We start from the raw sequence: 22,779 nt of genomic DNA, 5'->3' as shown, positions 1-22,779 counted from the left end.
TTAATTTCCGATGAAACCTGCTGTAACTTCTGAATCCAAACTATTTTTTGCAATTTCCTGTATGGAATCACTCTCTAAAACCTTCATTACCTCGGATCCTTCCTGGTTTATATTTTCCCCTGTTTCCACCCAAAAAACCGAATCATCTATAAATCCCTTGCCTTTGAACTTCTTATAGCGAATCAAAGAACCTGTTTCCAGTTTATTTTTCTTTGTAAATCCCAATAATTTATTGCATTCCCATTCCTAAAATCAAAACATCAATCCAATGTTAGTTGTATTATGTCATGAAATTTAGAACTCCCAACCAAATTCTGAACTTACGACTAGTAGCACTAGGAATCTCTTTATTCCTAATCAATTGTTGGGCCAATCCCCTCACCCACCCACCAATTGAATGTTTGATGAAGCTTTCCAATTTTCTCTGCTCTGATAAGGATCCTTTCAAACGTTGGTCACCTGCACAGTATTTACTCCTTCTACCAGAATCCTCTGTTACAATCTCTAACTTAACCAACCATTCAATTGTTGAAACCGGATTTGTTGTGGGAACAGCGCCCCCTGGCATTACCTTTGTAAACGTTGGCATTGACGATGCGCCACCGACCCAAGTGCCAGTGGTCAATGGTAGCTGGAGGTATGGCCTTCCGGCAAAAGCCATTACGGGAACTTTTTGGACATACGGTAGCCTTCATACTATCTATGCGCACATTCCTTATGAAAGATCCAATACCATCCAAGTTCGAATGGGAACCAATCATGATACTGATGGAGATGGGTATCCTGATTTGATTGTATCGGCAAATGTCGCTGCAGGAACACAAGGATATGGATATGTATTCACAACAAACCCAAATACAAAACTACTCAACTCAACGCCAAACACGAGTTTAACGGACGGAATCACACAAACTTACTTTGGTTCTCGGATAGGATCAGGAGATTTCAATGGTGACGGATATGCGGACGTAATGGTAGGAGCCCAAGCATATCTTGTAGGTAATTATTTCGGTAAGTCTTATCTTTTCCTTAGTAAAGGTCAATCAGGAATCCCATCTCAAAATCTAAATACTGGAGGAACCGCAGATGCCATTATCGATGGAGTGAGCAATTCAGGGAGATTCGGAACCAATGTGATTGGAGCTGATGTCAATCATGATGGTTATGATGATGCGGTATTTGCTTCCCCTTGGAATGACGAAGTTTTTATCTTTTATAGCCAAGGACCAGCTGCCATCAGTTCACAAAACACAAATTCTGCTAATATTACTTATAAACCAGGAGTAAACGATAATTTCGGATCTTATGCTTATGCGGGAGATATCAATGGAGATGGTTTTTTAGACCTCGTAGTCGGTGCAGCGACGTATTCCTCTAGTTTGGGAAGAATCTATATATTTGTTTCCAATCACGGATTTCTACCATCAAGTCCTCAACAAATTCTAGTGGCTCCAATTGATCCATCCGATTGCCCAGGACCAAACGGTTGCCAGTTCGGAGCTAATTTTGTATTAGATTATTTCAATTTCGACGGTTGTATCGACATTGCTGTAGGGTCACCTGCCTTCAATTCCAACCAAGGAATTGTCTTTGTATACCATTCCACATGTGATCCCATAAGTCCCTATCCGAATCCACCGGTTGCAACATTCCTAGGTCCACCCACAACAAGTTGCAATGCGAATAATTGTTCTTTTGGTGGAAACCTAGCCTCGGGCGATACCAATGGAGATGGATTCCCCGATTTACTAATTGGATCTACGGGTGCAAGTGCCGGAATCGGTGACGTTTATCTAGTGTTAAATGATCCAAACACGGGATTTCGCAATATGAACCTAAGTGCCGGGGGAGCCGCTGATAGTTTATTTTCAGGATCGCTTGCGAATCGTAATTTTTCTTTGGGACTTCAGTTCCAAGACACCAATGCGGATGGTCTCCAAGACATCATCATCTCGGAACCAACGACCACCAATCGAGTGTATACCTTTCATAGCATTCGAGGTAGTGTTCCCGCAAGCCAAAACTTAAATGGAACAGGCGTGACAAACCAAACTCTTTCCCCTCCAGCAGGAACTTCCTTGGGGAATACGATTGCAGAGTTGAGAATTAAGGCAGAAGGTTATCTGTTAGTATTGATCTCTAAAACAAAAAAGTATTTTGGACTTATATAACAGGAATTTATTTTCTCCTCTCTTGGCGCCTCGCAATCGTTTGGTGGACTAAAAATCCAAAGATTATGCGACCGCGCTTTACGCTCCAATCTTTAATTCTTGGAATGGAACCCTATCCGGTTTCCCTCGGAATCAATGACCAAAGCATAGTATCCCATCTCCGTATCAATTAAGGTTTTTTGCAAAAGGATTTTCCCTCCATTTTGCTCCACTCGGTCCAAAGCTGGTTGTAAGTCATGCCCAAGATTCAAATACACCAATACGCCATTCTTAGTCGGACTATAATCTTTTCCTTTTACAAGGACAACATTGACAGATCCAACTTCTGCCGGTAATACACCCATCTCCGTATCACCCATATTCATTCTTTCTATCGTAACATTCAGGATAGCTTTGTAAAACGTGACAGCTCTGGTTAAATCCAAAACAGGGATCTCCACAATTGATATTGTATTTTTCATACTGTTATCTCCAACTTTCTCTTTCAATGCACCAGACAAACTTTCTTCTTTACAAGAAGTCAATCCCCAAAATAAAATGATCGTCGTCATGATGTATTTTTTCATTTTTCTCAGTCCTTTTGATTCCATTACGATACAATATAAAGTTGCCTACAAATTGTAAAAAAACGACAATTCAATCGTTTTTGTAGAATAATGCAGAAAGCAACATTCCATCATCGCGAATCAACTGTTTTGGACTTAAACCTGTAAATTCTTTAAAATCCTTAATAAAATGAGCTTGATCATAATAATTACTTTCATATGCAATTTCCGTTAATTTTTCGGATTCTCGGTTGATTAGCATTTTGAATGCAGCTTGCATTCGTATAATTTTTCCCAATTTTTTGGGACTGAGTCCGATTTGTATTTTGAATTTTCTTTCTAGTTGCCGTCTGCTTAAAACCTCATCACCCAAAATGGAATCAATGAGTTCATTTCCTTTAGAATGCAAAATGGTATCGATGATATTTTTTAGGATTCGATCAGAAGTAATTTGCTTTTTGAGTTTTGCATTAAAAAAATCTTCAATGATACGTATGCGAGTCATCGTATCGCAAGCCTTGCGAATTTGATTCTCTAAGTCTTTTGCATTGTCGAATCCGAACAATTGATCAAGAGAAATTTCCCTGTTTGCATAATGATCCATTGGCTTTTCAAAAAAATTAGCAATTCCATAGGGAAAAAATCTGACAGAAAAAGTGTTCACTGATCCTGTAGGTTTTATATAAAACGGTTCCGTGATTTGGCCGATAAAACAAGCCCAAGGTTGAATGATAAAATTATCTTCATTTGTAAACCGCTTAATTGGATCTCCAAAATTAAATGCCAATTCCATACAACCATCAGGAACAATTCTTTGTTTGGGATAGGGAGTGGAATCCTCTACAATCAATGTCCAAAAACATTTTATCAAAGAACTCAAACCAGGTGACGGAGAAAATGTTTCGTAAATCAAACTAATCTCTCTTTAAGGAAATTCTTCATTCTTTAAAATACTTTAAACTCTCCAAAACCTTTACATCATTCCGCAAGACAAAACCACACCATCCCACTGAACTTTACAAGCCGTCGTGTTATTATCATTCAGGATATTGCATGCCTGAAACAATTTCATTGCTTCCGAACAAGACCTCGAGCCTACACCTGAATCTTCAGTTGGCTTACATCCGATAGTAGCCGTAACCCATAAAAGCATCAATACAATTCCAAACAAATAAATCTTCGAACTTTGAAAGCGCATATAATTATTTAACTTTAAAAAAATCCAATCCTAACGTAAACGAATACTAAGGTGATGTCAACCATTCAAAAAAAAGACAGACATAGCAAATCCAGAAACAATCGCAATTTCCGTTAGGTGATAAAACAAAAGAGCTATTCCCTAAAAATAAAACATCGACTGAAATCAAAAAAATTCGATCAATAGCAAAAAAGCAGAATGAATCATTCAAATACCAGCCTAATCATCGTTTTTTCGTTAGTTTTTCTTTTTGCATGCAGACTTCCCATAGACAATCCAAATACAAGTCTCACCATCTCCAAAAAAGAAACGGAAGACAAAATTGCAACATACACAACAATCAAAACCTTAAGTTGTCAATTCGAAGGATTCCAATCTTATTTTTTTTCAGAACTGGGAAATGATGAAGATCCAAACCCCGACTCCAAAAACCAAAGTATTTACTATGAAAAAAGAGCAGTCAGTGCTTGTTTGCGAAGTATTCTTGCAATCCCCTGCCCATCATATTCCAAAAACACAACACAGGCGGTCTCTGAAATGATCCTCCATATTGCCACTAATCGTAAGTTAAACTGTAATTTCAAAGTGGCCTTATTTTTCGAATTTGAAAAACCGTTTTATGGAAACTTTTAATGTTTAAATACCACAGCCAAAATATTTTATTCTATGTCTTCTGCCTTCTCTGGATTGCAAACGATTCCATTTTTAAAGTTCTATTTCCCGGATGGATCACTGGAAAAATTTCTGACGTGATTGGACTTGTTTTCACTCCGCTCATCCTTACCGGAATTTTTTCTCTGTTTACCAAAAAGAAAAATCCAAAAAAAATCTTTTTGTTTTCACTCCTTTTCACAAATCTTATTTTTATATGGATCAATCTATCACAAGATTCCAACAATCAATTCTATGTGTTGATTGGTTCAAACGAAACTTTAAATTTAGCAGACAAATCTGATTTGGTTTTCTTGCCTATTTTGATTCTTAGTATTTATATCTTCAATCAAATAGGCATCTTTTTTCAAAAGTCAGTTCTGAAGAAATTTTGTATTTTAGTATTGCCATGCCTTGCCTTACTCAATACTTCCTTTCCGCATGGAAGATCAAACATTCAGGATATCATAGTTCTACTTGGCTCTGCTTATGATAAAATTATCCAATTAGAACCAAAGGAAATAGAAATCCCGGGCAATTCATTTACCTTTAAATTTATATTCATTGGCAGAAACAATGAAAGTAGTCCTTTGTCCGTTGAAATTGCCAACGGAAATACAAATTGTCCAAGCCCAGACAATCCACCAATAGAAAATGGCAATGGAGCATATGCCTATCGCGAATCTTATATAGGTAAATTTCAAAATTATAAAATTGACATTTCAAAAAGCCAAAAATTTGAAACCATCGAAAAAACTTCTGATTGTAGCGATATAAAGTGTACAATCGATTTACAATCATTAAGCCCAGGTATCTATTTTTGGAATGTCCGCATTAGATACCTATATCGTTCTGATTGCCAATTGTATTTAGAAAACTTCTTGGTTCAACAGGAAGTGCATTATTTTTATAAGCAATGATTCCGTTACAATTCCAAATGATTGTCATTTAGCAACAGCACCTTGTTGCCTCGTCATCGTTTGGTGGACGGAAATTTAATTGAATCGTGCGACCTTGCTTAACGCTCCAATCTTTTGCGAACGCAAGAGGATTTCCGCACGCAGTCTCTAGCGAAGGGTATCACCTTGTCAAAGAAAGCCTATCATATTTGTTCTTTTGATCTTCCAAATTGAGAACAGTGAGTCAAAATTTATTTTTCCTAGAGACCGAATCATTACATCTTCTATTCTGCATACAATATTCATCGGTTGATACACTCAGTATCAATGATCAATCAAAAAAGTATAGACTAGAGTAGAATATCGACCTTGCTCCGAGACTTGCCTCTTTCGCTGCAAACACATCCTTTGGTCGCATTCATTTCAGCCTCAGGGAACTGTTCAAGTCCATTGGTTTATATCAATTTGAATGTTATGATTGATTTTAAGGAAAGGTTGTTATGCGGGCGGAGGGACTTGAACCCCCACGCCTCTCGGCGCCAGAACCTAAATCTGGTGCGTCTGCCAATTTCGCCACGCCCGCATTGTGGTTGTATAAGCAGGTTTTTGTACTAGGGAAATCTGTCTAGTGCGATTTTGTGATTCACTTGCCTTTGTTTTGAAAATTTATTCTAATGTCAGATAAGAATAGGACAACTCCCATGAACATTTTGGAATTTATGCAAAATATCTCTACGCAGGTGTATTTGCGAGGGGATATGATCTTTCGCGAAGGAGATCCTCATGATGGAAGTATGTATTGTGTCATGAGTGGGATGTTTGCGGTCACCAAACGACTGCCAGATGGAAGCCAAGAAGTCATCAAAGGACTTGGTCCAGGTGAATTTTTTGGAGAATTATCACTTCTGACAAGAAGACCCCGGGCCATGACCATCAGCGTGGTATCGACCAACGCTCGGGTAGGAATTTTAAGAGAGGAGCAGTTCGAAAAATTGGCCCGTATCAATACACATTTTTTATACCAACTCACTAAAAGCACTGTGGAAAAACTCCATAGAGCAGAAGCAAGGCTTACCGAACTCGACAAATTATTAGAAGAAATCAAAAAGGACGATGAGAAATGAACGTTGACCACTTACGAAAGTACATTAACGAAGTGCGAATCGATCACTTCTCCGAGGGAACCAAAGTATTTTCCGAAGGAGAAGATTGTAATGGAAAGATGTTTTTTGTTTTTGCCGGTGGACTCCAAGTGTTCAAACGAAAAGCGTCAGGAGAAGACCAATATGTTCGGGACATCAAACCCGGTGAGTTCTTTGGAGAAATGGCTTTGGTGTATCCCTCACCAAGAGCTGCCACTGTTGTAGCCTCCGCAGAAGACACCAAAGTGGGAACCATTACGAAAGATATCTTTTTGGCCATGGGGAAAGAAAGCCCAGGATTTCTTTCTGTTATTTTGCATAGTATAATTAACCGCCTAACTGCTGTAGAAGATTTGATTTCAGAAAAACAAGAAGAATTGCATATTCTGATTAACGGAATGCCTTCCTTACAAAGGGAGCAAATCACCACAGAATCCGTCATCACCAATGAGGACAAAACACAAGATTCAGATAGTCCTTAATCAAAAGTTTTAGGGGAGATACGAAGCCTCTCTCCCTTTCCTTTCAAAAATAAGTTGACTAAATCCCTAAAATCGAATTTGATTTGCGGGTGACTTTGCGGTTCTTTAATTACCCCATCCCTGTTCTACTGGTGACCCTTGGCTTTTTTGCTGTCCCATTTTTAAACGTTTTGATCACTGCATCGTTATACGATCTTGATCTAGACCATTTTGGAATGATTCTCTCTAGAATTCAGCCATTACAATATATTCTTTCAGGTCTTAGTGCCATCATTGCCTATGGCTTGGTAACGAAGAAAAAATTTGGATACTACCTTTTCCTTTTTTTTACATTCCTTATTCTTACATATAACGTTTGGATGGTTCTATCCGTCGCACTTGGCAAAAAGATCTTTCTCGCAGGTATCCGCATCCATACGGCAGATATTATATGGAACATGGTGACAACCACCCTCTTACTTGGAATTGTGTTTTATTTTTTGCGCAGAGAAATTGCAGCCCCTTACCTCAGTGGGAAACGTCGTGGATGGAGAACCAAATACCGAGAAACCCATCCCATTCCTTTTCACTGGACCAACTCTGACGGCGAACGAGAAGGTGACGGACAGACCATCAATATCTCCAGAAACGGAATTCTCATTCCCATCCCAGCTCATCATTTCTTAAAAGTGGGAGACCCCATCAACCTACTTTTAAAATTAGAAAAGGAAAATAGAGAACCTGTTTCGATTTCGGTCCAAGCAAAGATCGTTCGTATCGACCAAGAGAATGATGGTTCGGAAATTGCCGGTGTCCAACTGTATTTTCCAATCAACCAAAGGGAAGAAAAACAAATCTATGAAGCTTTCCTTGCAAGGGTATTTGCACCGAGATACCCAGTTTCCAATCCAGTCAATTTTTCCAGTAAAGACAATCGTTTGCACCAAGGAACCTTACTGAATGTGTCCATGGAAGGTTTGTACATTGGAACTAGTTCCGTTTTAGAACAAAATCAAATTTGTAATGTCAAAATTCAAACAAGATCAGGGGAAATTTCAGTAGGTGGTGTTGTACGTTGGTCTAACCCTCAAGGCAAATACGGAAAACCAAGTGGATTTGGAATTCAAATCGATACCATCGAAAACAAAAACTTGTTTCGCATTTGGATTTGGAAACAACGTTTTAAATTATTCCACGGCCGGTAAGTCCAGCCAAAACAATGAGTCGGCAAGTTCTGCATCTCCAGGACTTGTCACTTTGATATTGTGGTAATCGGTTTCGACAATCCCTACTCTCCGTTTTCCCATCCAAGTACAAAGATCTGTCGGATGTTTATTCATATCCCCATCAAGTCCCTCTGCAATCAGTTCATTGATCATAAACCCTGCAATCGACTGCGGCGTTTTAACCGAATACACTTCATCTCTTTTTAATGGTTCTTCCGTATAATTTGTATGGATTCGGACACGAACCAAACTCTCTGTCGATTTTGCGACTAAACTTGCTCCACCAAATATTTTTGTTTGTTCCACTAATTGATAGAGTTCATTTTGTTTGAAGTTGGGTCTTGCCACATCATGGATAAAAAAAATATCTTTTGTATCATAGGAAATGGATTGGATTCCACATAACGTAGACAGATGGCGACTTTCTCCACCGGATACAATTTGATCATTCCCTTCCAATAAATCATCCAACTCTTTTTCCGTTTCCAAAATCCAATCAGGATGAGAAACTACAGTGATGGATTTAACAAGACCAAACTTTCGGAATCGTTTGACAGAGTGCCTGAGAAGGGACTCACCTCTTATTTTTAAAAACTGTTTGGGAACTTCCGTTCCCATTCGAGTTCCCGTCCCACCCGCAAGTAGGACAGCGTACAAATTGTTCATTCGACAACACTGATTTCGTTTCTAAAGATTTCCGATACTGGTTCTTTTTTACGAATTAGTTTTCCTTCACCGTTCGTACGAAGTAGAACTTCTGCCGTCTCAGGAAAACTATTGTAGTTTTTTGTGGACATACTGGAACAATATGCACCTACAGCTTCCATCACAACATAGTCACCAATTTCGGCTTCGCCCATAAGTCGAGTCATGGGTTCACCACCTTCTTTCTGAGTGAAAACATCACCTGACTCACAACAGTGGCCAACCACCACATATTCCTGATTAGATGTTGGTACACCGCCATCTTTTTTTACAGTGACAAGTGGGTGTCTTGCACCGTATAACGAAGGTCTGGTGTTCGAATCCATACCTGTGTCCAGTTTCATAAAATGAAAACCCTTAGGACCAGTGTCCACTAGATCGTCCACGGTTGTGAGAAGTGCTCCACAGAGTGCGATGAGATAGGTTCCTGGTTCAATTTCTAAAATCAGTTTTCTTCCATGTTTTGTTGCAAATTCTTCAAATTGAGGTTTTACTGGTGCACCAATCTTTTGTAAGTCGGTAGATTTTTCATCTTCCATTCTTCCCACTTTGTATCCACCACCAAGACTGACGACAGTGACACTTGGAAATGCTTCCGCATATTCTAATGTGTATTTAGCAACGGCCTTCCAAACTTCTGGGTCACTTCCCGAACCAATATGAGTGTGGACTTTTTCCACAACGATTTTGTATTTTTCTACGATGGCTTTAACTTCGTTGAGTTTTTCATGCCAAATTCCAAAGGAAGATGTGACTCCCCCTACATCGGTTTTTTTGGTATGACCTGAACCAAGGCCCGGATTGAAACGAATGGAGACAGACTTTCCAGGGAAGGCCTTTCCGAAGGCATCGAGTTGGCGAAGAGAACAAGCATTGAACTTTACCCCTTTTCCAATGAGTTCTTCAAAGGCCTTGGGAAATTCTTGGGAGGTGAGCATAATGGATTCTGGTTTGAATCCAAAGTGGAGGGCACGCACTACTTCATGTTCTGAGGAAGCATCAATGAGGATGCCTTTCTTTTTCATGATCTGAAGGATATTGGAATTGGGATTTGCCTTCATGGCATAACGGACTTGTAAGCCGAAAGCATTCGGGAATGCCAAAGCCTCGTCACATTTTTGTTCAATTTCTTTCTCGGAATAGACAAAGAGTGGCGTGCCGAATTCATTTGCTAAAGACCGTACTTGGTCTTCTTTCAAAAACTTTAGTTTTTCGATTGATGTCATAGGATTTAAGATAAACCTTTCAATAGGTTCCATTCCATAAAGTCAAAAAAGTAGAAAATGGCAGGAAAGATTACACATATTGAAGCGCTCTCCCAAGTGAAAAAACATTTGGAACATGGAAATGCAACCCAACGCAAGATGGCCGCATTACTCTCACGCCCCGATGTTGCCTCTTACGCCAACCTAGGTGCCGTGGCTCCTGATATCTTTTACTTCTATCACGTGTTACAACCTAAACGTACAAAGAAGGCAGCTTTCTTTGGTGATCTTGCCCACCATGACCGAGTGGCCGAACTGGTATTAAGTTTTCTTAACCAAGTGCATGATACAGAAATGGGACTCTATAGGGACCGTTTCCTTGCCTTTACTTTAGGGTATATTTGTCACTGCGTGGTAGACATCCAAACCCATCCCTATATCTTTTATATTTCTGGGGATTATTATAATAACGATAAAAAGATCTCTTACCAAGCCCAAGTCAATCATATGAAGGTTGAGTTTGGTTTGGATACCCTTCTCATCAACCACCGCTGGGGAATGAGTGCCAGAGAATATGATTTCCCACAATACATTGATATCCGCCACAGAACGGTAGGCATTAAAAACAAAATGGATCCTGTACTTTGGAATTTTTGGTTACAATCTATCAAGGAAACTTATCCAGAAGAGTTTGCTACCTCCTATTTAGGTTCCGAAAAAAAAATCATTCCTGGTGACATTCTAAACGAATCTTATTTAGGTTTTTATAGATTTACCTCCACTTTGGACTCGAGAAGTACACTCATGCGCGGACTAGTCAGTGTAGTGGATACGCTGACCTTTCATAAATACAATGCCAGTGTTCTCATGTTGCCAGCTCTCGAAAATATCAATCCCAAGATCATGAATGATGAAAAAAGGGAATGGTTTTATCCGGCTGACCCGAAACGAAAGTTTAACGACTCCTTTATTGAACTTTTGAACCAAGCAAGCCAGGCCTGCAAAGAAATTTTAACGAGAGCCTACGAATATAGTTTTTCTCCGGAAAGCAGATCGAAAATTCTGGAATCTCTCGGTGGTTACAATTTGGATACCGGTCTCCGTTACCACGGAATCGACCATATGAAGGAATTTTCTCCACTCGTTTGATCTGGATTTAAAGTTAAGGGAAATGTATGAAACAAGAACCCGTTGGGCTCTTTGAAAAGTATTTTATCATTTGGTTTCGAATTGTTACAGAAAGGATTTGGACCGGAGACAAAAAATTAAGAAACACCACCATTGCTATTTTTGCCTTTGGGGCTTTGAATGTTTTTTTACTCACAGGTTCAGTAAAAGACTTTTTTAAACTAAAAGAAGCTGCCGTTTACGATATCCCATCCACCTTATATGGGTTAAATGACAAAGGGGAATACGAACCCATTGCCGAGTATTATAAATTTTCAAGAATTCCTGTTCGATTAGAACAATTAAAACCTGAAGAAAATACTTTATCTGCTGACAATCGGCATAAGGTCATCCAATGTTTTTTATCCACAGAAGATAACTCCTTTTACTCACACAATGGAATTGATTTAAAAGGGATCGCTCGTGCTTTTGTTGTGAATCTAATGGCGGGCCGAGTCAAGGAAGGTGCCTCCACCATCACCCAACAAGTAGCAAGGCTCAAATTTTTATCCATTGAAAGATCGATCGCAAGAAAAGCACGTGAAGCCTGGCTTGCCATTTTACTCGAACTTGTTTTTCCTAAAGATAAAATTTTGGAAGTGTATTTAAACGAAATCCCTCTTGGGCATGGAACCATCGGTGTGGGTGCGGCGTCTCGGTTTTACTTTCGTAAGGAAGTCCAAGACGTTACTTGGGGAGAGGCGGCAATACTTGCCAGTCTTACTACAAGACCGACGCAGTTTAGTCCCATAGTCAATCCTGTCTCTAGTATGAACAAGGTTCGAGTCGTATTTCGTAAGTTAGTCGAAAATGGAAGGATGTCTGTTGCAGATGCAGAAAAGGAATATGCAAGCCTGCAAGAATATTATACAAATTTAAATCGTTCTCCGAATGATTCTGCATTTTCTGACAGGTTGAACCGCTTTCCTTATGTCACAGAATACATAAGAAAAAACCTGATTCGTTCCATTGGTTCAGGACGCCTTTACAATGGTGGACTCAAAATTTATTCCACCATCCAAATCCGCCACCAAGAAGAAGCAGAAAAAGCGCTCTTACCAGCCCTACAAAGACAAACCATCGAATCCAACCAAAGGGCGTTTCGAAACATTGATGCCTTTGATGATTTGTATGGAAGTGGGTATTCTCTCATTGCAGATTTGTATGACCTACCAGATTTTAAATTTCATATCTCCCGAACAGAACGTACGTTTTCTTCTGCTTACCAGGAAGATATACGTGACGAGTTCGCTACTTTGAATTTACTTATTGGCGATGATTATTTAGGCGATTTGATTGATAAAAACTATACTTCACAAACGACTAAAGACCATCTCCTTCCTGTAGAAGGTTCTCTCATAGCCATTCGCCCAGAAACTGGTTACATCACAGCTCTTGTGGGTGGGTCAGGATTTCGTTCGGACAACCAACAGATTCGTCCCTTCCAAGCCTTTCGCCAACCTGGTTCTGCTTTTAAACCCATCCTTTACGCAGCTGCAATGGACTACTCTGGGAAAAATCCAGATCCAGAAAAAAATGTAACACCTGCTACTCTTTTTGCCGACTCTCCTCTCCAATATCTTATGGAGGATGGCGATGAATGGGCGCCGGAAAACTATAGTAGCGAATACTCTGGTTTTATTTTACTCAGAAAGGCATTAGAACAATCTAAAAACTCTGTGGCGGTTCGAGTTTTAGAACAAGTGGGACTTTCTCACCTAATGGATAGTTTGCGAGGCCTATTACAACTACCAGGCCGAGACATTCCTTATAATTTTAGTGTGTCACTCGGATCCTTTGAACTCACACCTTATGAACTCACAAGAGCATACGCAGCCCTTGCCTCCGGTGGTAAAACAGTAAATCCTATTTCCGTTTTGTATGTAGAAGACAATGCAGGCAAAGTCATCAAAGACTTTCGTAATGACTATGATGAAGATGATCGAAAACAGATCATTTCCAAAGAAGCAGCTTTTCTCATCACTTCCATGATGAAAGACGTAGTTGAAGAAGGAACAGGTCGTGGGGTTTTATCTTATGGACTTGGTCGCAAAGCATACGGAAAAACGGGAACCACCAATAACTTTCGAGACGCTTGGTTTGTGGGTTACACTCCCGAACTTGTGACCTCAGTATGGTTTGGGTATGATGTAGGTACGATATCTCTCGGACGAGGGATGACTGGTGGGAAATTGGCTGCTCCCGTTTGGGGTAGGTTTATGGCAAGAGCCCTCGACCGTGAACCAGCAATCGATTTTCCTTGGCTCGTTGACGTCAAAGTCACCAAAAAAACCGTCTGCCGCATGTCAGGAAAACTGCCTGGATCCCAATGCCATGACCTATTTGAAGAGTATTTCATCCCACAAACAGCTCCAAAAGAGGTTTGTAATGACCATGGCTCTTCATGGAATGTAGTGGAATCAAGGCCAAGTCAGCCTTCGGCCCAAACAACACATTCAGAAAAGAAAAAAACGGAAAAAGTAGAAAAACAACCCACCTCTTCCAAACCGCCAAAACGAAAAAAATCGGTCTTTAGCGGGGATGAGGAAATCGACTACTAAAAAGGCTTGTCAAGAAGACCGAAAATTTTGATTCTCACAGAAGGGGAAAAGGAGCAGGAATGGCAATAGGTAAGGATTCCATCAATAGCGTTATCGGACCAGGGTCGATATTTGAAGGTAAGTTTTATATCGCAGGTTCACTCAGAATCGATGGAAAATTCGAAGGTGATATCAAAACGGAAGATGCACTTGTCATCGGAGAAACCGGTAAAGTTAAAACTAACATTAGCGCAAGAGAAGTCATTGTATCTGGTACCCTCATTGGAAACATCAAGGCAGAAAACGAAGTAAAACTCGAAGGTACAGGACGAATGTTAGGTGATATTACAGCTCCTTACTTAGAACTTCAAAAAGGTGTAGTTGCAAAGGGAAATATCACAATCACAGGCGGTCAGAAAAAAGACGTTCGTAAGATTGTAGAAGAATCCTTTGGTGGTATAAAATCCTTAGATACCAAGGATTAACCAGTCCCTATTAACACATGCTACTTCGATCTCCGGAAAAGTCTACGATCGGTAAGCATGTGTTACGCTGGGGAAACGTAAACGTCATCCAAGTTTCTCCTGGTAAGTATTTTTACAATCTCCAATCACAATCTAGTGTTTTACATGGCACAATCGATCTCAATCGCAAACGTTATCGTATTCTCCCACTACTCGCTTCTTCTTTTATCTTAGCATTCTTTTTATCAATCATCGTCGACAAACAAACTTATGAAGAAAGTTTGATGGAAAAAGAATTCCTTAGTATGTCCACTGAGGTAGAAGAAAACGATATCAAAGACAAAGAAGCAAAACTTGCGGATGCCAAATATCTACAAGAAACAGAAGATAAAAAAATGGCCATCCTTCGTTCTGCGGATTTGGATGCTTTGGCAGAAAACAAAAACAAAAAACTAAAAGTCACCCAATACAAAGTCAAAAAAAACGAAACCCTTTCTGATATTGCTCGTAGGTTCAAAGTGTCCGCCGAATCCATTGCGGGGAGTTCGGGAATTCATCCTGAAGTATCAATCCTACCCGGTCAAATTTTAAACATCCCGAACAAACAAGGGTTAGTTTATAAATTAAAAAAAGGGGATACACTAGCAAAAGTAGCTGACTACTACAAAGTAAAAATAGATGACATTTATTCTGAAAATCAATTAGAAGATTATGATCTATTCAAATCAGGACAGAAGGTGTTCCTCCCTGGAGCTGTGATTCCAGAAACTGGTCCTGTTTGGAGAATTCCTGTTGTATCCAAAGTCATCACCTCTGGTTGGGGAACTAGATCTTATCCTCAATACAAATTCCATATGGCACTTGATCTACGGGCCAATTATGAATCTGTATATGCAGCAAGAAAAGGAAAAGTCACCTATTCCGGTTGGATGGGTGGATATGGAAATGCGATCATCCTCACTCATGATGATAACTACCAAACCTTGTATGCTCATAATTCTAAACTTTTCGTAAAAGAAGGTGATTATGTGAGTGCTGGGAAAGTCATCTCGCGGTCAGGTTGTACGGGATATTGTTTTGGACCTCATTTACATTTCGAAGTCATCAAAGATGGTAAAAACGTTAACCCGACCAAAATCATCAAAGGATTTTCATACAAATAAAACGGATTAAAAACCTATGCATAAAAGTAATCAAAAAATCGAACATTCAGCTTTCCTAATATTCTTTTGTAACTTATTTTTAGTATCCATATTTGTATCTTGTTCCCCAAAGATTGGAGAACAAATCAACAAACGCATTGTAGATCCATTTGATGAGACCAAAATTCTCAATGTTCATTTTGTCACCACTCGCCGGGAAATGACTGTGAAAGACAATTGCGATACTGCAAGTTTTGGATTTATTACTGATATCAATCCTCATTACGGAATTTGTTTGGTCAACATTCCTTCCAAACATTTTATTGGTGACATTTCTTTAGACAATGCCCAAGACAAAAACCAGTTTTTTCAATTCAAAGGCCGTATCAATACAAACGACCGAGAGTTTATAACTAAAATCAAATCTTCAGCTTCCGATGAAGTATTAGTTTTTGTGCATGGATTCAACGTCAACTTTGATGAAGCCGTACTTCGCGCTGGACAAATCAAATATGATTTAAAGTTTCCTGGAGAAGTCGTGGTTTACTCTTGGCCAGCAGGAGCGGACGCAGGAATCCTCGGTCAAGTGATGGTGAAATCCACTTACGATTTAAACTTTACAGAAGCTAAAATAAACAGAGAACCCTTTGCTAAGTTCTTAAATGATATCACAGGCCTTGGCAAAAAAATCCATTTAGTCGTACATAGCATGGGCCACCAAGTGGTTTTACCTTCAGTGGCAGCACTATCCAAACAAGGGAAAAGTAAATTTTTATCAGAACTCATTTTGAATGCTCCCGACTTTGATAAAAATGAATTTGAATCAATCCTATCAGATTTAACAAAATCTTCTGAACGTGTTACTTTATATTGTTCCCCAGGAGACAATGCCCTCGTTGCTTCTCAGAAAGTCAATGGTGCCCCTCGTGCGGGAATGTGTTTTAAATATTCTGGTGTGGATGTGATCAATGTCAACGAAGTAGATGATCCCGTTTTAGGTGTGGGTGGACTTGGTCATGGATATTATTCATCAAGACCCATTCTGACAGACATCTATCAAGTGTTACTTGGTGTCTCAGTAGAACGAAGGCTCTTTATCCGAAAATCTGGACCGAAAAATGGGGAAAATTTTGTTCTTAGAAAATAACTTAAGGAACAACCAGATCTTCCCCAGAGTTTAAGGCTCGGTTTGTTTTTGAGTGGTGCAAGTCGCTATCAAAAATGTTTTTTTCATTCGATATTCCTTGCCTTTTTCAGAATGGTTCTTAGAATTTTTCTAGTATATGGATTCAAAAAGAAAAGGAAGTCTTTTTTACTTTGGAGAACGAATTCTCCTCGGAACAACAGGTATAGTGACAGAACCTCACTCTCACTATGCTGTATCCATTCTAGTTTCTCTTGGTTCTCCTTTTCAATTATTTACAAAATCCAATGAAGTCATTGTGTCCCAAGGAATCGTCATCCCTCCCAATTTTTACCATCGGTTGGACGCATCTCATTCGGAAATGGTCATCATACAACTCGATCCAAAATCTGATGAATACAAACGTATCATCATAGATGAGTCCCCAAAAACAATTGAGTCAGAAATTAGATCCAAAATACAATCAATCGCCGATCCACTGTTTGGTGAAAGTTTAAATTGTAATACTGCACGATCCATTTACAACCAGATCCTTTCTTTACTTGGTTCTGAAACTATGTCTAAAAAATATGATGAACGAATTGAAATGGCAATTCAGAAAATTAAAGAAAAAATTCCTAATCCTGTCACTCTCAATGAACTTTCTGAAATTTCAGGAATTTCTACGGATCGGTTTATGCATTTGTTCAAGGACAATATGGGAATCCCACTGAGGCAGTATTTATTATGGCAAAGGCTTCATATCGCCGCAAAACTTTTACAAGTAGGAGAAAACTTGACCACTGCATCTCATGCAGCTGGTTTCAGCGACCAAGCTCATTTATCTCGAACATTTAAAAAGATGTTTGGAGTGAAACCCTCATTATTTTTAGGAGGACAATCATTGAGTAAGGTTTGTTTTTGCGAAGATTAAAAAGTAGAATAGAAAATTGAAATCTTAATGAAGAACCAGGTGAAAGAATAATCACCTAGCTCTTACTAATTCAAATCGAATTAACAACTTATCGATTAAGCTGCCTTACGAACACTAAAGTCTTTCCAAACACCTTTTTGTTTTAGTTCTGCGTCGACTGCATTTTTTAAATCCATTCGGTATCCAAGTTCAAAAAACACGTCCGCTACAACGAACAGAGGAGCCGATACCAAAGCTTGGAACAAGTTATCAAAAAGGGCAGGCCTACTCTTTTCGAACACAAAGTGTCCGTAAAACTGTGCTCCCCAACCGATCACTTGGCCAAGGCCAAAAATTGTCCAGGCTGTATTTGCAGGAAGTTGCGTTGTGATCCACTCGGAGGTTACATACAACCCTCCAAAAACGAGAGTCGCCACAAATGCAAATAGAACATCCAAAGTATAATAGTAACCAAGCACAGCCAATGTAAAGACTAGGGATGCAGACACGTGAAAACCATTGTATTCAAAAAGTGAAAAACGGCTTAACACAACAAACAAAGTGAAGGTGATTGTAGGAACACCCAACACGTGGATCAATACATTTCGTTTTTCTTGGTGGTAGGCGGAGTAAAACGCCATTTCTTTTGCAAATCTCAAAGGAGACCTCCGGTGTAAAATCTTATGCTATCAGACCTTCTAGTATCCGACTTGAACGAATCTGTCATCATTCTAAAAAATTAAGAATTTCGGCCAGAATCCAAGAGGAGCTTGCGGACTAGGAGGTTGCGTTTGAAATCAGAGGCGAAGTCTTCGATGAGAACGGGGAACCGGTAAGTCCAATTGGAATGGTCGGGAGAACCAGGTAAATTGATCCTGTGTTTTTCTGGACTTTCCAAAACACTTGGAACCCCAAGTGCCAAATCCTGAAACATCTGAATAGAAAAAAGACTACTAGTTTGGAACACAAACTGCAGAAGTCCAAGTAGTATTTCCTCGTCTGTTTTTGGCCTTGGTTTTCCCAATCGGTCAAAGAAAAATTGGAGTTTGGATTCCCTATCTCCTTCCGATTTCCACCATTCGAGAGCCAAACTCGTATCATGTGTTGATAAAACTGAAATCGCATTTTCTCTATACAATTCTTCAGGAATGAACTCACCTGTTGTAAAGGATCTTGTCCAACGAACCACATCAATTCCGATCATTTGTCTTTCAAATAACGAATCTCGGATAAAAGAAGGAACAGAACCCAAATCTTCTGCACAAGGAATCATCGAAGAAAAAGATTCAAAAAGTTCTAATATCCTTTCTCCAGACTGTCTCCAATGTTTTTCTTCTTCTGCAATGTGTAATTCTGATAAAGGAAATAGTTTGGCTTTGATCTCCTCATCTAAACCTTGGTACCCGTCTTTTTTCCAAAAATCCCAATAAAAAATATAATGATCGGGAATGAATTCATGAATCAGCCCCAAGTCCTCAAAGAATTTTGGATCTAAACCCTCTTTGATAAATTCTTCGGTCGCAATTCCAAATTGTGGATGGAACCAACCTTGGAGGGCTGTAGTATCTTCTGCTGGAATGGCCCAAATCCTATACATTCCTATCACGTGGTCAATGCGATAGAGATGAAAAAAATGTTCCAAATAAGACAAACGATCTTTCCACCAAGAATAGTTTGATTTTTCTAATACTTCCCAATTTAAAACCGGGAATCCCCAAGTTTGACCAGTTTTCGAAAAATCATCTGGAGGAGCACCAGCTTGTAAATTCATAATAAAAAATTCAGGATGTTCCCAAACATCACAAGAATTTCGGGAAGTTAGGATGGGCATATCACCCTTTAAATACACACCCACATCTTCATAATGAGTTTTTACTTCAGATAACTGATCATAGGCGATTTTTTGCAAATACACCCAAAAAAGAGCCTCTTCCCTTTTTTTTGTAAATATATATTCTTTGGTTTTGTTTGGATCAATGAATTCCTTGGGCCATTCCCACCAACCGATTCCTTTAAATTCTTCATACAATAATCGAAAGGCTGCATAGGAATAACACCAAGGATGTTTTTCCAAAAAGTAAGTGGCCTCACTCATTGCTTCTTTTTGATTTTCTAAATAAAACTTACGAATGATATCTAATTTTAGGTTACGAATGCGGTTAGGATGATTGTGAAGAAACTTAATTTCTCGTTTGCGAGATAAAGTTTTAAAACCTAGTTTGTATAGGGATATATAAAGAGGATCAATGGCAAAGGCGGAAATAGCACTGTAAGGTGAATACCCAAATCCAGTATCATTTAAAGGTAACAATTGAATGATACTAAAACCCACATCTTTTGCCCAATTGCAAAGTGGGTATAAACTATAAATGTCTCCGCATTCAAAAGAACGCTCAGAAACGATTGAGGGCAGAGATACAAGTACCCCTGCCCTTCTTTTTTTTACATTTTCAAAAAATTTCAAGTCTTTAAGCGACTGTGATTTCTTTCGATAGGTATACGTCTTGGATGGCGTTGAGTAATGCAACCCCTTCCTTCATTGGTTTTTGGAAAGCTTTTCTTCCAGAGATGAGACCCATTCCGCCAGCTCGTTTGTTGATCACGGCAGTTTTGATTGCATCTTGTAAGTCATTTTCCCCAGAAGCTCCACCAGAGTTAATGAGCCCTGCTCTTCCCATATAACAATTTGCTACTTGGTAACGAGTGAGGTCAATCGGGTGATCAGAAGTAAGATCTGTATAGATACGTTTGTCTGTTTTACCATAAGAAGACTCTTGGTTGAGTACGTTGTATCCACCATTGTTTTCAGGTAACTTTTGTTTGATGATATCCGCTTGGATAGTCACACCTAAATGGTTTGCTTGTCCTGTTAAGTCAGCCGAAACATGGTAGTCTTTATCTTTTTTGAAAGCATTGTTTCTTACATAACACCAAAGGATGGTTGCCATTCCAAGTTCGTGAGCCATTTGAAAGATTTTCGAAATTTCAACGATTTCACGACCTGAATCAGCGGAACCAAAATAAATGGTAGCACCAATCGCAACACAACCTTGGTCATATGCTTGTTTTACCGTAGCAAAAAGGATTTGTTCACTTTTGTTTGGGTAAGTGAGAAGTTCATTGTGGTTGATTTTCAAAATGAAAGGGATTTTGTGAGCATACTTTCTTGCAACCGATCCAAGAACTCCAAGGGTCGTTGCCACACCGTTACAACCACCTTCAATAGCCAATTTGATGATGTTTTCGCCATCAAAGTAAATAGGGTTTTTTGCAAATGATGCACCTGCAGAGTGTTCAATTCCTTGGTCAACCGGAAGGATGGATACGTAACCAGTTCCACCGAGACGACCACTTCCAAGTAAGGTTTGGATGCTACGAAGCACAGGTATAGACCTGTCTGTGGGAGCAAAAATTCTATCAACCCAGTCTGAGCCTGGTACGTGAATTAATTCTTTAGCGATTTTTGGGGATTTGAATCCAAGTAGGGATTCCGCGTCGTTTCCAAGATGTTTCGAGATTTCGTCGAAGTTCAAAGTTGTTCTCCTAAAAAATAAATTCTCGGGTTCTTCCAATGTGACAACACCTTTTTTTGCTCGTCGTCCATCCGCTTGGCCTTAACTTGAATCGAGAGGCAAAATTGAGAGGATCAGCACAATTTCGAATGTTTTTTTCCCTTGCTTGGCTTTTCCTTACACTCTCTTTGGGTGTGTGGTGGTGGATTTTGGGGTTTCGCCAAGCCAAAACCATTTCGGAAATTTCTATCAGCGACGCAAGGCAAGTGGAACTCAACCGAGTCAATCGGATGTTGCAACTAGAAGGATCTTTTTTTCTTTCTATGCTCACACTCGGTGGAGTGACTCTGGCGATTCTTTCCTATAGAGACCACAAACGTTCCAAACTCATTTCTGATTTTTTTTCTACTGTCACTCACGAAATGAAAACTCCCATTGCCAGCTTACAGTTGCAAATCGAAGTACTTTTGGAAAATACAAAAGAACCAGACCTAAAAAAGAAATTGGAAAAAATTTGGAAAGAAAACCAACGCATTGAATCCCAAATGGGAAATGCATTTTATCTCGCAAGTCTAATGCAAGGGGAATCCTTATATTTAGAAGTAACCACCATTTCTGATTTATGTGAATCCTATTCTCACCACGAACCAGACCTCAATTGGAAGGTACTGATTCCTAAAGAAACCAAAGTATATATCGATAAAAAAGCATTTTTTGCAATGTTAAAGAACTTAAGTGAAAATTCAAAACGCCATGGCAAAGCAAACTCCATCAAACTCACTGTCGCAAAAGATAAAGGACAAATTTCTTTTCTTTTAGAAGATGATGGTAGTGGATTTAGCGGTAATAAAAAAAATCTCACTCTTCCTTTTTTACGTCATTCCAAAACCAGTGGGAGTGGGATTGGATTGTATATTGTTAAAAAATTGATTGAAAAAATGAAAGGTTCTCTTGAATTTCCGAACAGTTCGTCCGGATTTCAGGTTAAACTGATTTTAAAAGAGGTTCCATGAAACCAAGAATTTTGCTTGTGGAAGATGACGAAGGCCTTGGGGAAACTTTAAAAGAAAGATTGGAACAAGACAGGTATAGAGTTAAGTGGGCGAAAACTGCCCAAGAAGCGGAGACTCTTTTTTCACCCAACCAATTTGATTTGGTGGTTCTTGATTTGCGACTCCCTGATGGGAACGGATTCCAATTAGCGGAAATGTTTTTATCCAAAGAAAAAGATATCCCCTTTTTATTTCTCACTGCACAAGCAGGTGCCCAAGAAAGACTTCGTGGATTTGAACTTGGGGCCGCTGAATTCATTCCCAAACCCTTCCACTTAAAAGAATTTCTGATCCGACTGGAACGAGTGGTTGCCCAAACTCGCCCACACTTCGGACAAAAATGGAAAATGAACGAGTCGGAAATCCACCTAGATTCCTTCCTTGTAAAACAAGCAGATGGGTCTTCTGTTTTACTTTCCAAACGTGATTGTGCCCTCCTCGCACTCCTACTTTCCGATGTGAGAAAGGTCTTCAGCCGTTCGGAAATTTTAGACAATATTGTTGGAGAAGAAAGTTTTCCTACAGAAAGGACCATAGACAATGCAATTGTACGACTTCGGGATGCTTTGGGAGAAGAATCCATCCGAAATGTCCGGGGTGTCGGGTACCAATGGGTGGCAGAAGTCTTCCCTCTAAAATAAGAATCCCATTAGGGAATCTGCC

Annotated in this window: 22 protein-coding genes and 1 tRNA gene; 14 read left to right on the top strand and 9 right to left on the bottom strand. The window is 39.4% G+C overall.

All coding sequences use genetic code 11. From position 1 onward, the window contains the following. On the bottom strand, window positions 1–186 hold the full coding sequence (locus CH364_RS06095) for a hypothetical protein (RefSeq protein ID WP_125178660.1): 186 nt from the start codon (window positions 184–186) through the stop codon (window positions 1–3). Window positions 187–287: 101 nt separating this feature from the next. Here CH364_RS06095 and CH364_RS06090 point away from each other — a divergent pair, with 101 nt between their 5' ends. Beyond that, window positions 288–2,171: an FG-GAP-like repeat-containing protein gene (locus tag CH364_RS06090; protein WP_165779486.1), complete on the top strand. Its 1,884-nt coding sequence runs from the start codon at window positions 288–290 to the stop codon at window positions 2,169–2,171. Window positions 2,172–2,263: 92 nt separating this feature from the next. Here the strand turns inward: CH364_RS06090 and CH364_RS06085 are convergent, their stop codons facing one another. Both CH364_RS06085 and CH364_RS06080 read right to left on the bottom strand, forming a co-directional pair. Then, window positions 2,264–2,737 carry a VOC family protein gene (locus tag CH364_RS06085; RefSeq protein ID WP_100743440.1) on the bottom strand — a complete coding sequence of 158 codons (474 nt, stop codon included), beginning with the start codon at window positions 2,735–2,737 and terminating at the stop codon, window positions 2,264–2,266. A 70-nt stretch (window positions 2,738–2,807) separates the two neighbouring features. Beyond that, complete coding sequence (locus CH364_RS06080) at window positions 2,808–3,629, bottom strand: AraC family transcriptional regulator (protein ID WP_100742682.1); 822 nt, start codon at window positions 3,627–3,629, stop codon at window positions 2,808–2,810. Window positions 3,630–4,112: 483 nt separating this feature from the next. On the opposite strand from CH364_RS06080, the gene CH364_RS06070 reads away from it, so the two are divergent. Together CH364_RS06070 and CH364_RS06065 are read left to right on the top strand one after the other, a co-directional pair. After that, the gene (locus CH364_RS06070) at window positions 4,113–4,547 is read left to right on the top strand and encodes a hypothetical protein (protein ID WP_100742680.1); all 435 of its coding nucleotides are present in this window, start codon (window positions 4,113–4,115) and stop codon (window positions 4,545–4,547) included. Next, on the top strand, window positions 4,547–5,485 hold the full coding sequence (locus CH364_RS06065; RefSeq protein WP_100742679.1) for a hypothetical protein: 939 nt from the start codon (window positions 4,547–4,549) through the stop codon (window positions 5,483–5,485). The genes CH364_RS06070 and CH364_RS06065 overlap by 1 nt, the downstream gene beginning before the upstream one ends. Window positions 5,486–5,965: 480 nt before the next feature. Here CH364_RS06065 and CH364_RS06060 read toward each other — a convergent pair. Next, window positions 5,966–6,047: transfer RNA gene (locus CH364_RS06060), tRNA-Leu, on the bottom strand. Between the two features lie 118 nt (window positions 6,048–6,165). Between CH364_RS06060 and CH364_RS06055 the strand changes: the two genes are divergently transcribed. From CH364_RS06055 to CH364_RS06045, 3 genes are all read left to right on the top strand, one after another. Beyond that, a complete protein-coding gene (locus CH364_RS06055; RefSeq protein ID WP_100743439.1) occupies window positions 6,166–6,588 on the top strand; it encodes a cyclic nucleotide-binding domain-containing protein in 423 nt (140 codons plus the stop codon). Then, window positions 6,585–7,088, top strand: a complete 504-nt coding sequence (locus CH364_RS06050) for a Crp/Fnr family transcriptional regulator (protein WP_100742649.1) — start codon at window positions 6,585–6,587, stop codon at window positions 7,086–7,088. Before CH364_RS06055 ends, CH364_RS06050 begins: the two co-directional genes overlap by 4 nt. 89 nt (window positions 7,089–7,177) lie before the next feature. After that, window positions 7,178–8,272: a PilZ domain-containing protein gene (locus tag CH364_RS06045; RefSeq protein WP_100742648.1), complete on the top strand. Its 1,095-nt coding sequence runs from the start codon at window positions 7,178–7,180 to the stop codon at window positions 8,270–8,272. Here CH364_RS06045 and CH364_RS06040 read toward each other — a convergent pair. Together CH364_RS06040 and CH364_RS06035 are read right to left on the bottom strand one after the other, a co-directional pair. Beyond that, the gene (locus tag CH364_RS06040; protein ID WP_100742647.1) at window positions 8,255–8,959 is read right to left on the bottom strand and encodes an IspD/TarI family cytidylyltransferase; all 705 of its coding nucleotides are present in this window, start codon (window positions 8,957–8,959) and stop codon (window positions 8,255–8,257) included. The two genes, CH364_RS06045 and CH364_RS06040, sit on opposite strands and share 18 nt — an antisense overlap. Next, on the bottom strand, window positions 8,956–10,224 hold the full coding sequence (locus tag CH364_RS06035) for a diaminopimelate decarboxylase (RefSeq protein ID WP_100742646.1): 1,269 nt from the start codon (window positions 10,222–10,224) through the stop codon (window positions 8,956–8,958). The genes CH364_RS06040 and CH364_RS06035 overlap by 4 nt, the downstream gene beginning before the upstream one ends. 57 nt (window positions 10,225–10,281) lie before the next feature. Between CH364_RS06035 and CH364_RS06030 the strand changes: the two genes are divergently transcribed. From CH364_RS06030 to CH364_RS06005, 6 genes are all read left to right on the top strand, one after another. Continuing rightward, window positions 10,282–11,352, top strand: coding sequence for a zinc dependent phospholipase C family protein (locus tag CH364_RS06030; protein WP_100742645.1), 1,071 nt, complete (start codon window positions 10,282–10,284; stop codon window positions 11,350–11,352). Window positions 11,353–11,378: 26 nt separating this feature from the next. After that, complete coding sequence (locus tag CH364_RS06025) at window positions 11,379–13,931, top strand: penicillin-binding protein 1A (protein ID WP_100742644.1); 2,553 nt, start codon at window positions 11,379–11,381, stop codon at window positions 13,929–13,931. A 59-nt stretch (window positions 13,932–13,990) separates the two neighbouring features. Further along, window positions 13,991–14,395 carry a bactofilin family protein gene (locus tag CH364_RS06020; RefSeq protein ID WP_002974102.1) on the top strand — a complete coding sequence of 135 codons (405 nt, stop codon included), beginning with the start codon at window positions 13,991–13,993 and terminating at the stop codon, window positions 14,393–14,395. Window positions 14,396–14,412: 17 nt separating this feature from the next. Beyond that, the gene (locus CH364_RS06015; RefSeq protein ID WP_165779484.1) at window positions 14,413–15,537 is read left to right on the top strand and encodes a M23 family metallopeptidase; all 1,125 of its coding nucleotides are present in this window, start codon (window positions 14,413–14,415) and stop codon (window positions 15,535–15,537) included. Window positions 15,538–15,553: 16 nt separating this feature from the next. Continuing rightward, complete coding sequence (locus CH364_RS06010) at window positions 15,554–16,663, top strand: alpha/beta hydrolase (RefSeq protein WP_100742643.1); 1,110 nt, start codon at window positions 15,554–15,556, stop codon at window positions 16,661–16,663. Window positions 16,664–16,799: 136 nt separating this feature from the next. After that, complete coding sequence (locus tag CH364_RS06005) at window positions 16,800–17,573, top strand: helix-turn-helix transcriptional regulator (RefSeq protein WP_100742642.1); 774 nt, start codon at window positions 16,800–16,802, stop codon at window positions 17,571–17,573. Window positions 17,574–17,668: 95 nt separating this feature from the next. Here the strand turns inward: CH364_RS06005 and CH364_RS06000 are convergent, their stop codons facing one another. The 3 genes from CH364_RS06000 to CH364_RS05990 form a co-directional block, all read right to left on the bottom strand. Continuing rightward, on the bottom strand, window positions 17,669–18,211 hold the full coding sequence (locus CH364_RS06000; RefSeq protein ID WP_100742641.1) for an Mpo1 family 2-hydroxy fatty acid dioxygenase: 543 nt from the start codon (window positions 18,209–18,211) through the stop codon (window positions 17,669–17,671). 80 nt (window positions 18,212–18,291) lie between these two features. Beyond that, complete coding sequence (locus tag CH364_RS05995; RefSeq protein ID WP_100742640.1) at window positions 18,292–20,016, bottom strand: 4-alpha-glucanotransferase; 1,725 nt, start codon at window positions 20,014–20,016, stop codon at window positions 18,292–18,294. A 4-nt stretch (window positions 20,017–20,020) separates the two neighbouring features. Beyond that, window positions 20,021–21,085 carry a class I fructose-bisphosphate aldolase gene (locus CH364_RS05990; protein ID WP_100743437.1) on the bottom strand — a complete coding sequence of 355 codons (1,065 nt, stop codon included), beginning with the start codon at window positions 21,083–21,085 and terminating at the stop codon, window positions 20,021–20,023. A gap of 128 nt (window positions 21,086–21,213) precedes the next feature. Between CH364_RS05990 and CH364_RS05985 the strand changes: the two genes are divergently transcribed. Together CH364_RS05985 and CH364_RS05980 are read left to right on the top strand one after the other, a co-directional pair. Next, entirely contained in the window at window positions 21,214–22,077 is an 864-nt protein-coding gene (locus CH364_RS05985; RefSeq protein WP_100742639.1) for a sensor histidine kinase, read from the top strand. Beyond that, on the top strand, window positions 22,074–22,757 hold the full coding sequence (locus CH364_RS05980) for a response regulator transcription factor (protein WP_100742638.1): 684 nt from the start codon (window positions 22,074–22,076) through the stop codon (window positions 22,755–22,757). The genes CH364_RS05985 and CH364_RS05980 overlap by 4 nt, the downstream gene beginning before the upstream one ends. Window positions 22,758–22,779 lie beyond the last annotated feature (22 nt).

Source organism: Leptospira harrisiae, assembly GCF_002811945.1.
Lineage (GTDB): Bacteria > Spirochaetota > Leptospiria > Leptospirales > Leptospiraceae > Leptospira_A > Leptospira_A harrisiae.
The sequence above is the reverse complement of the archived record's forward strand: the minus strand, read 5'-3'. Positions and strand labels throughout refer to the sequence as shown.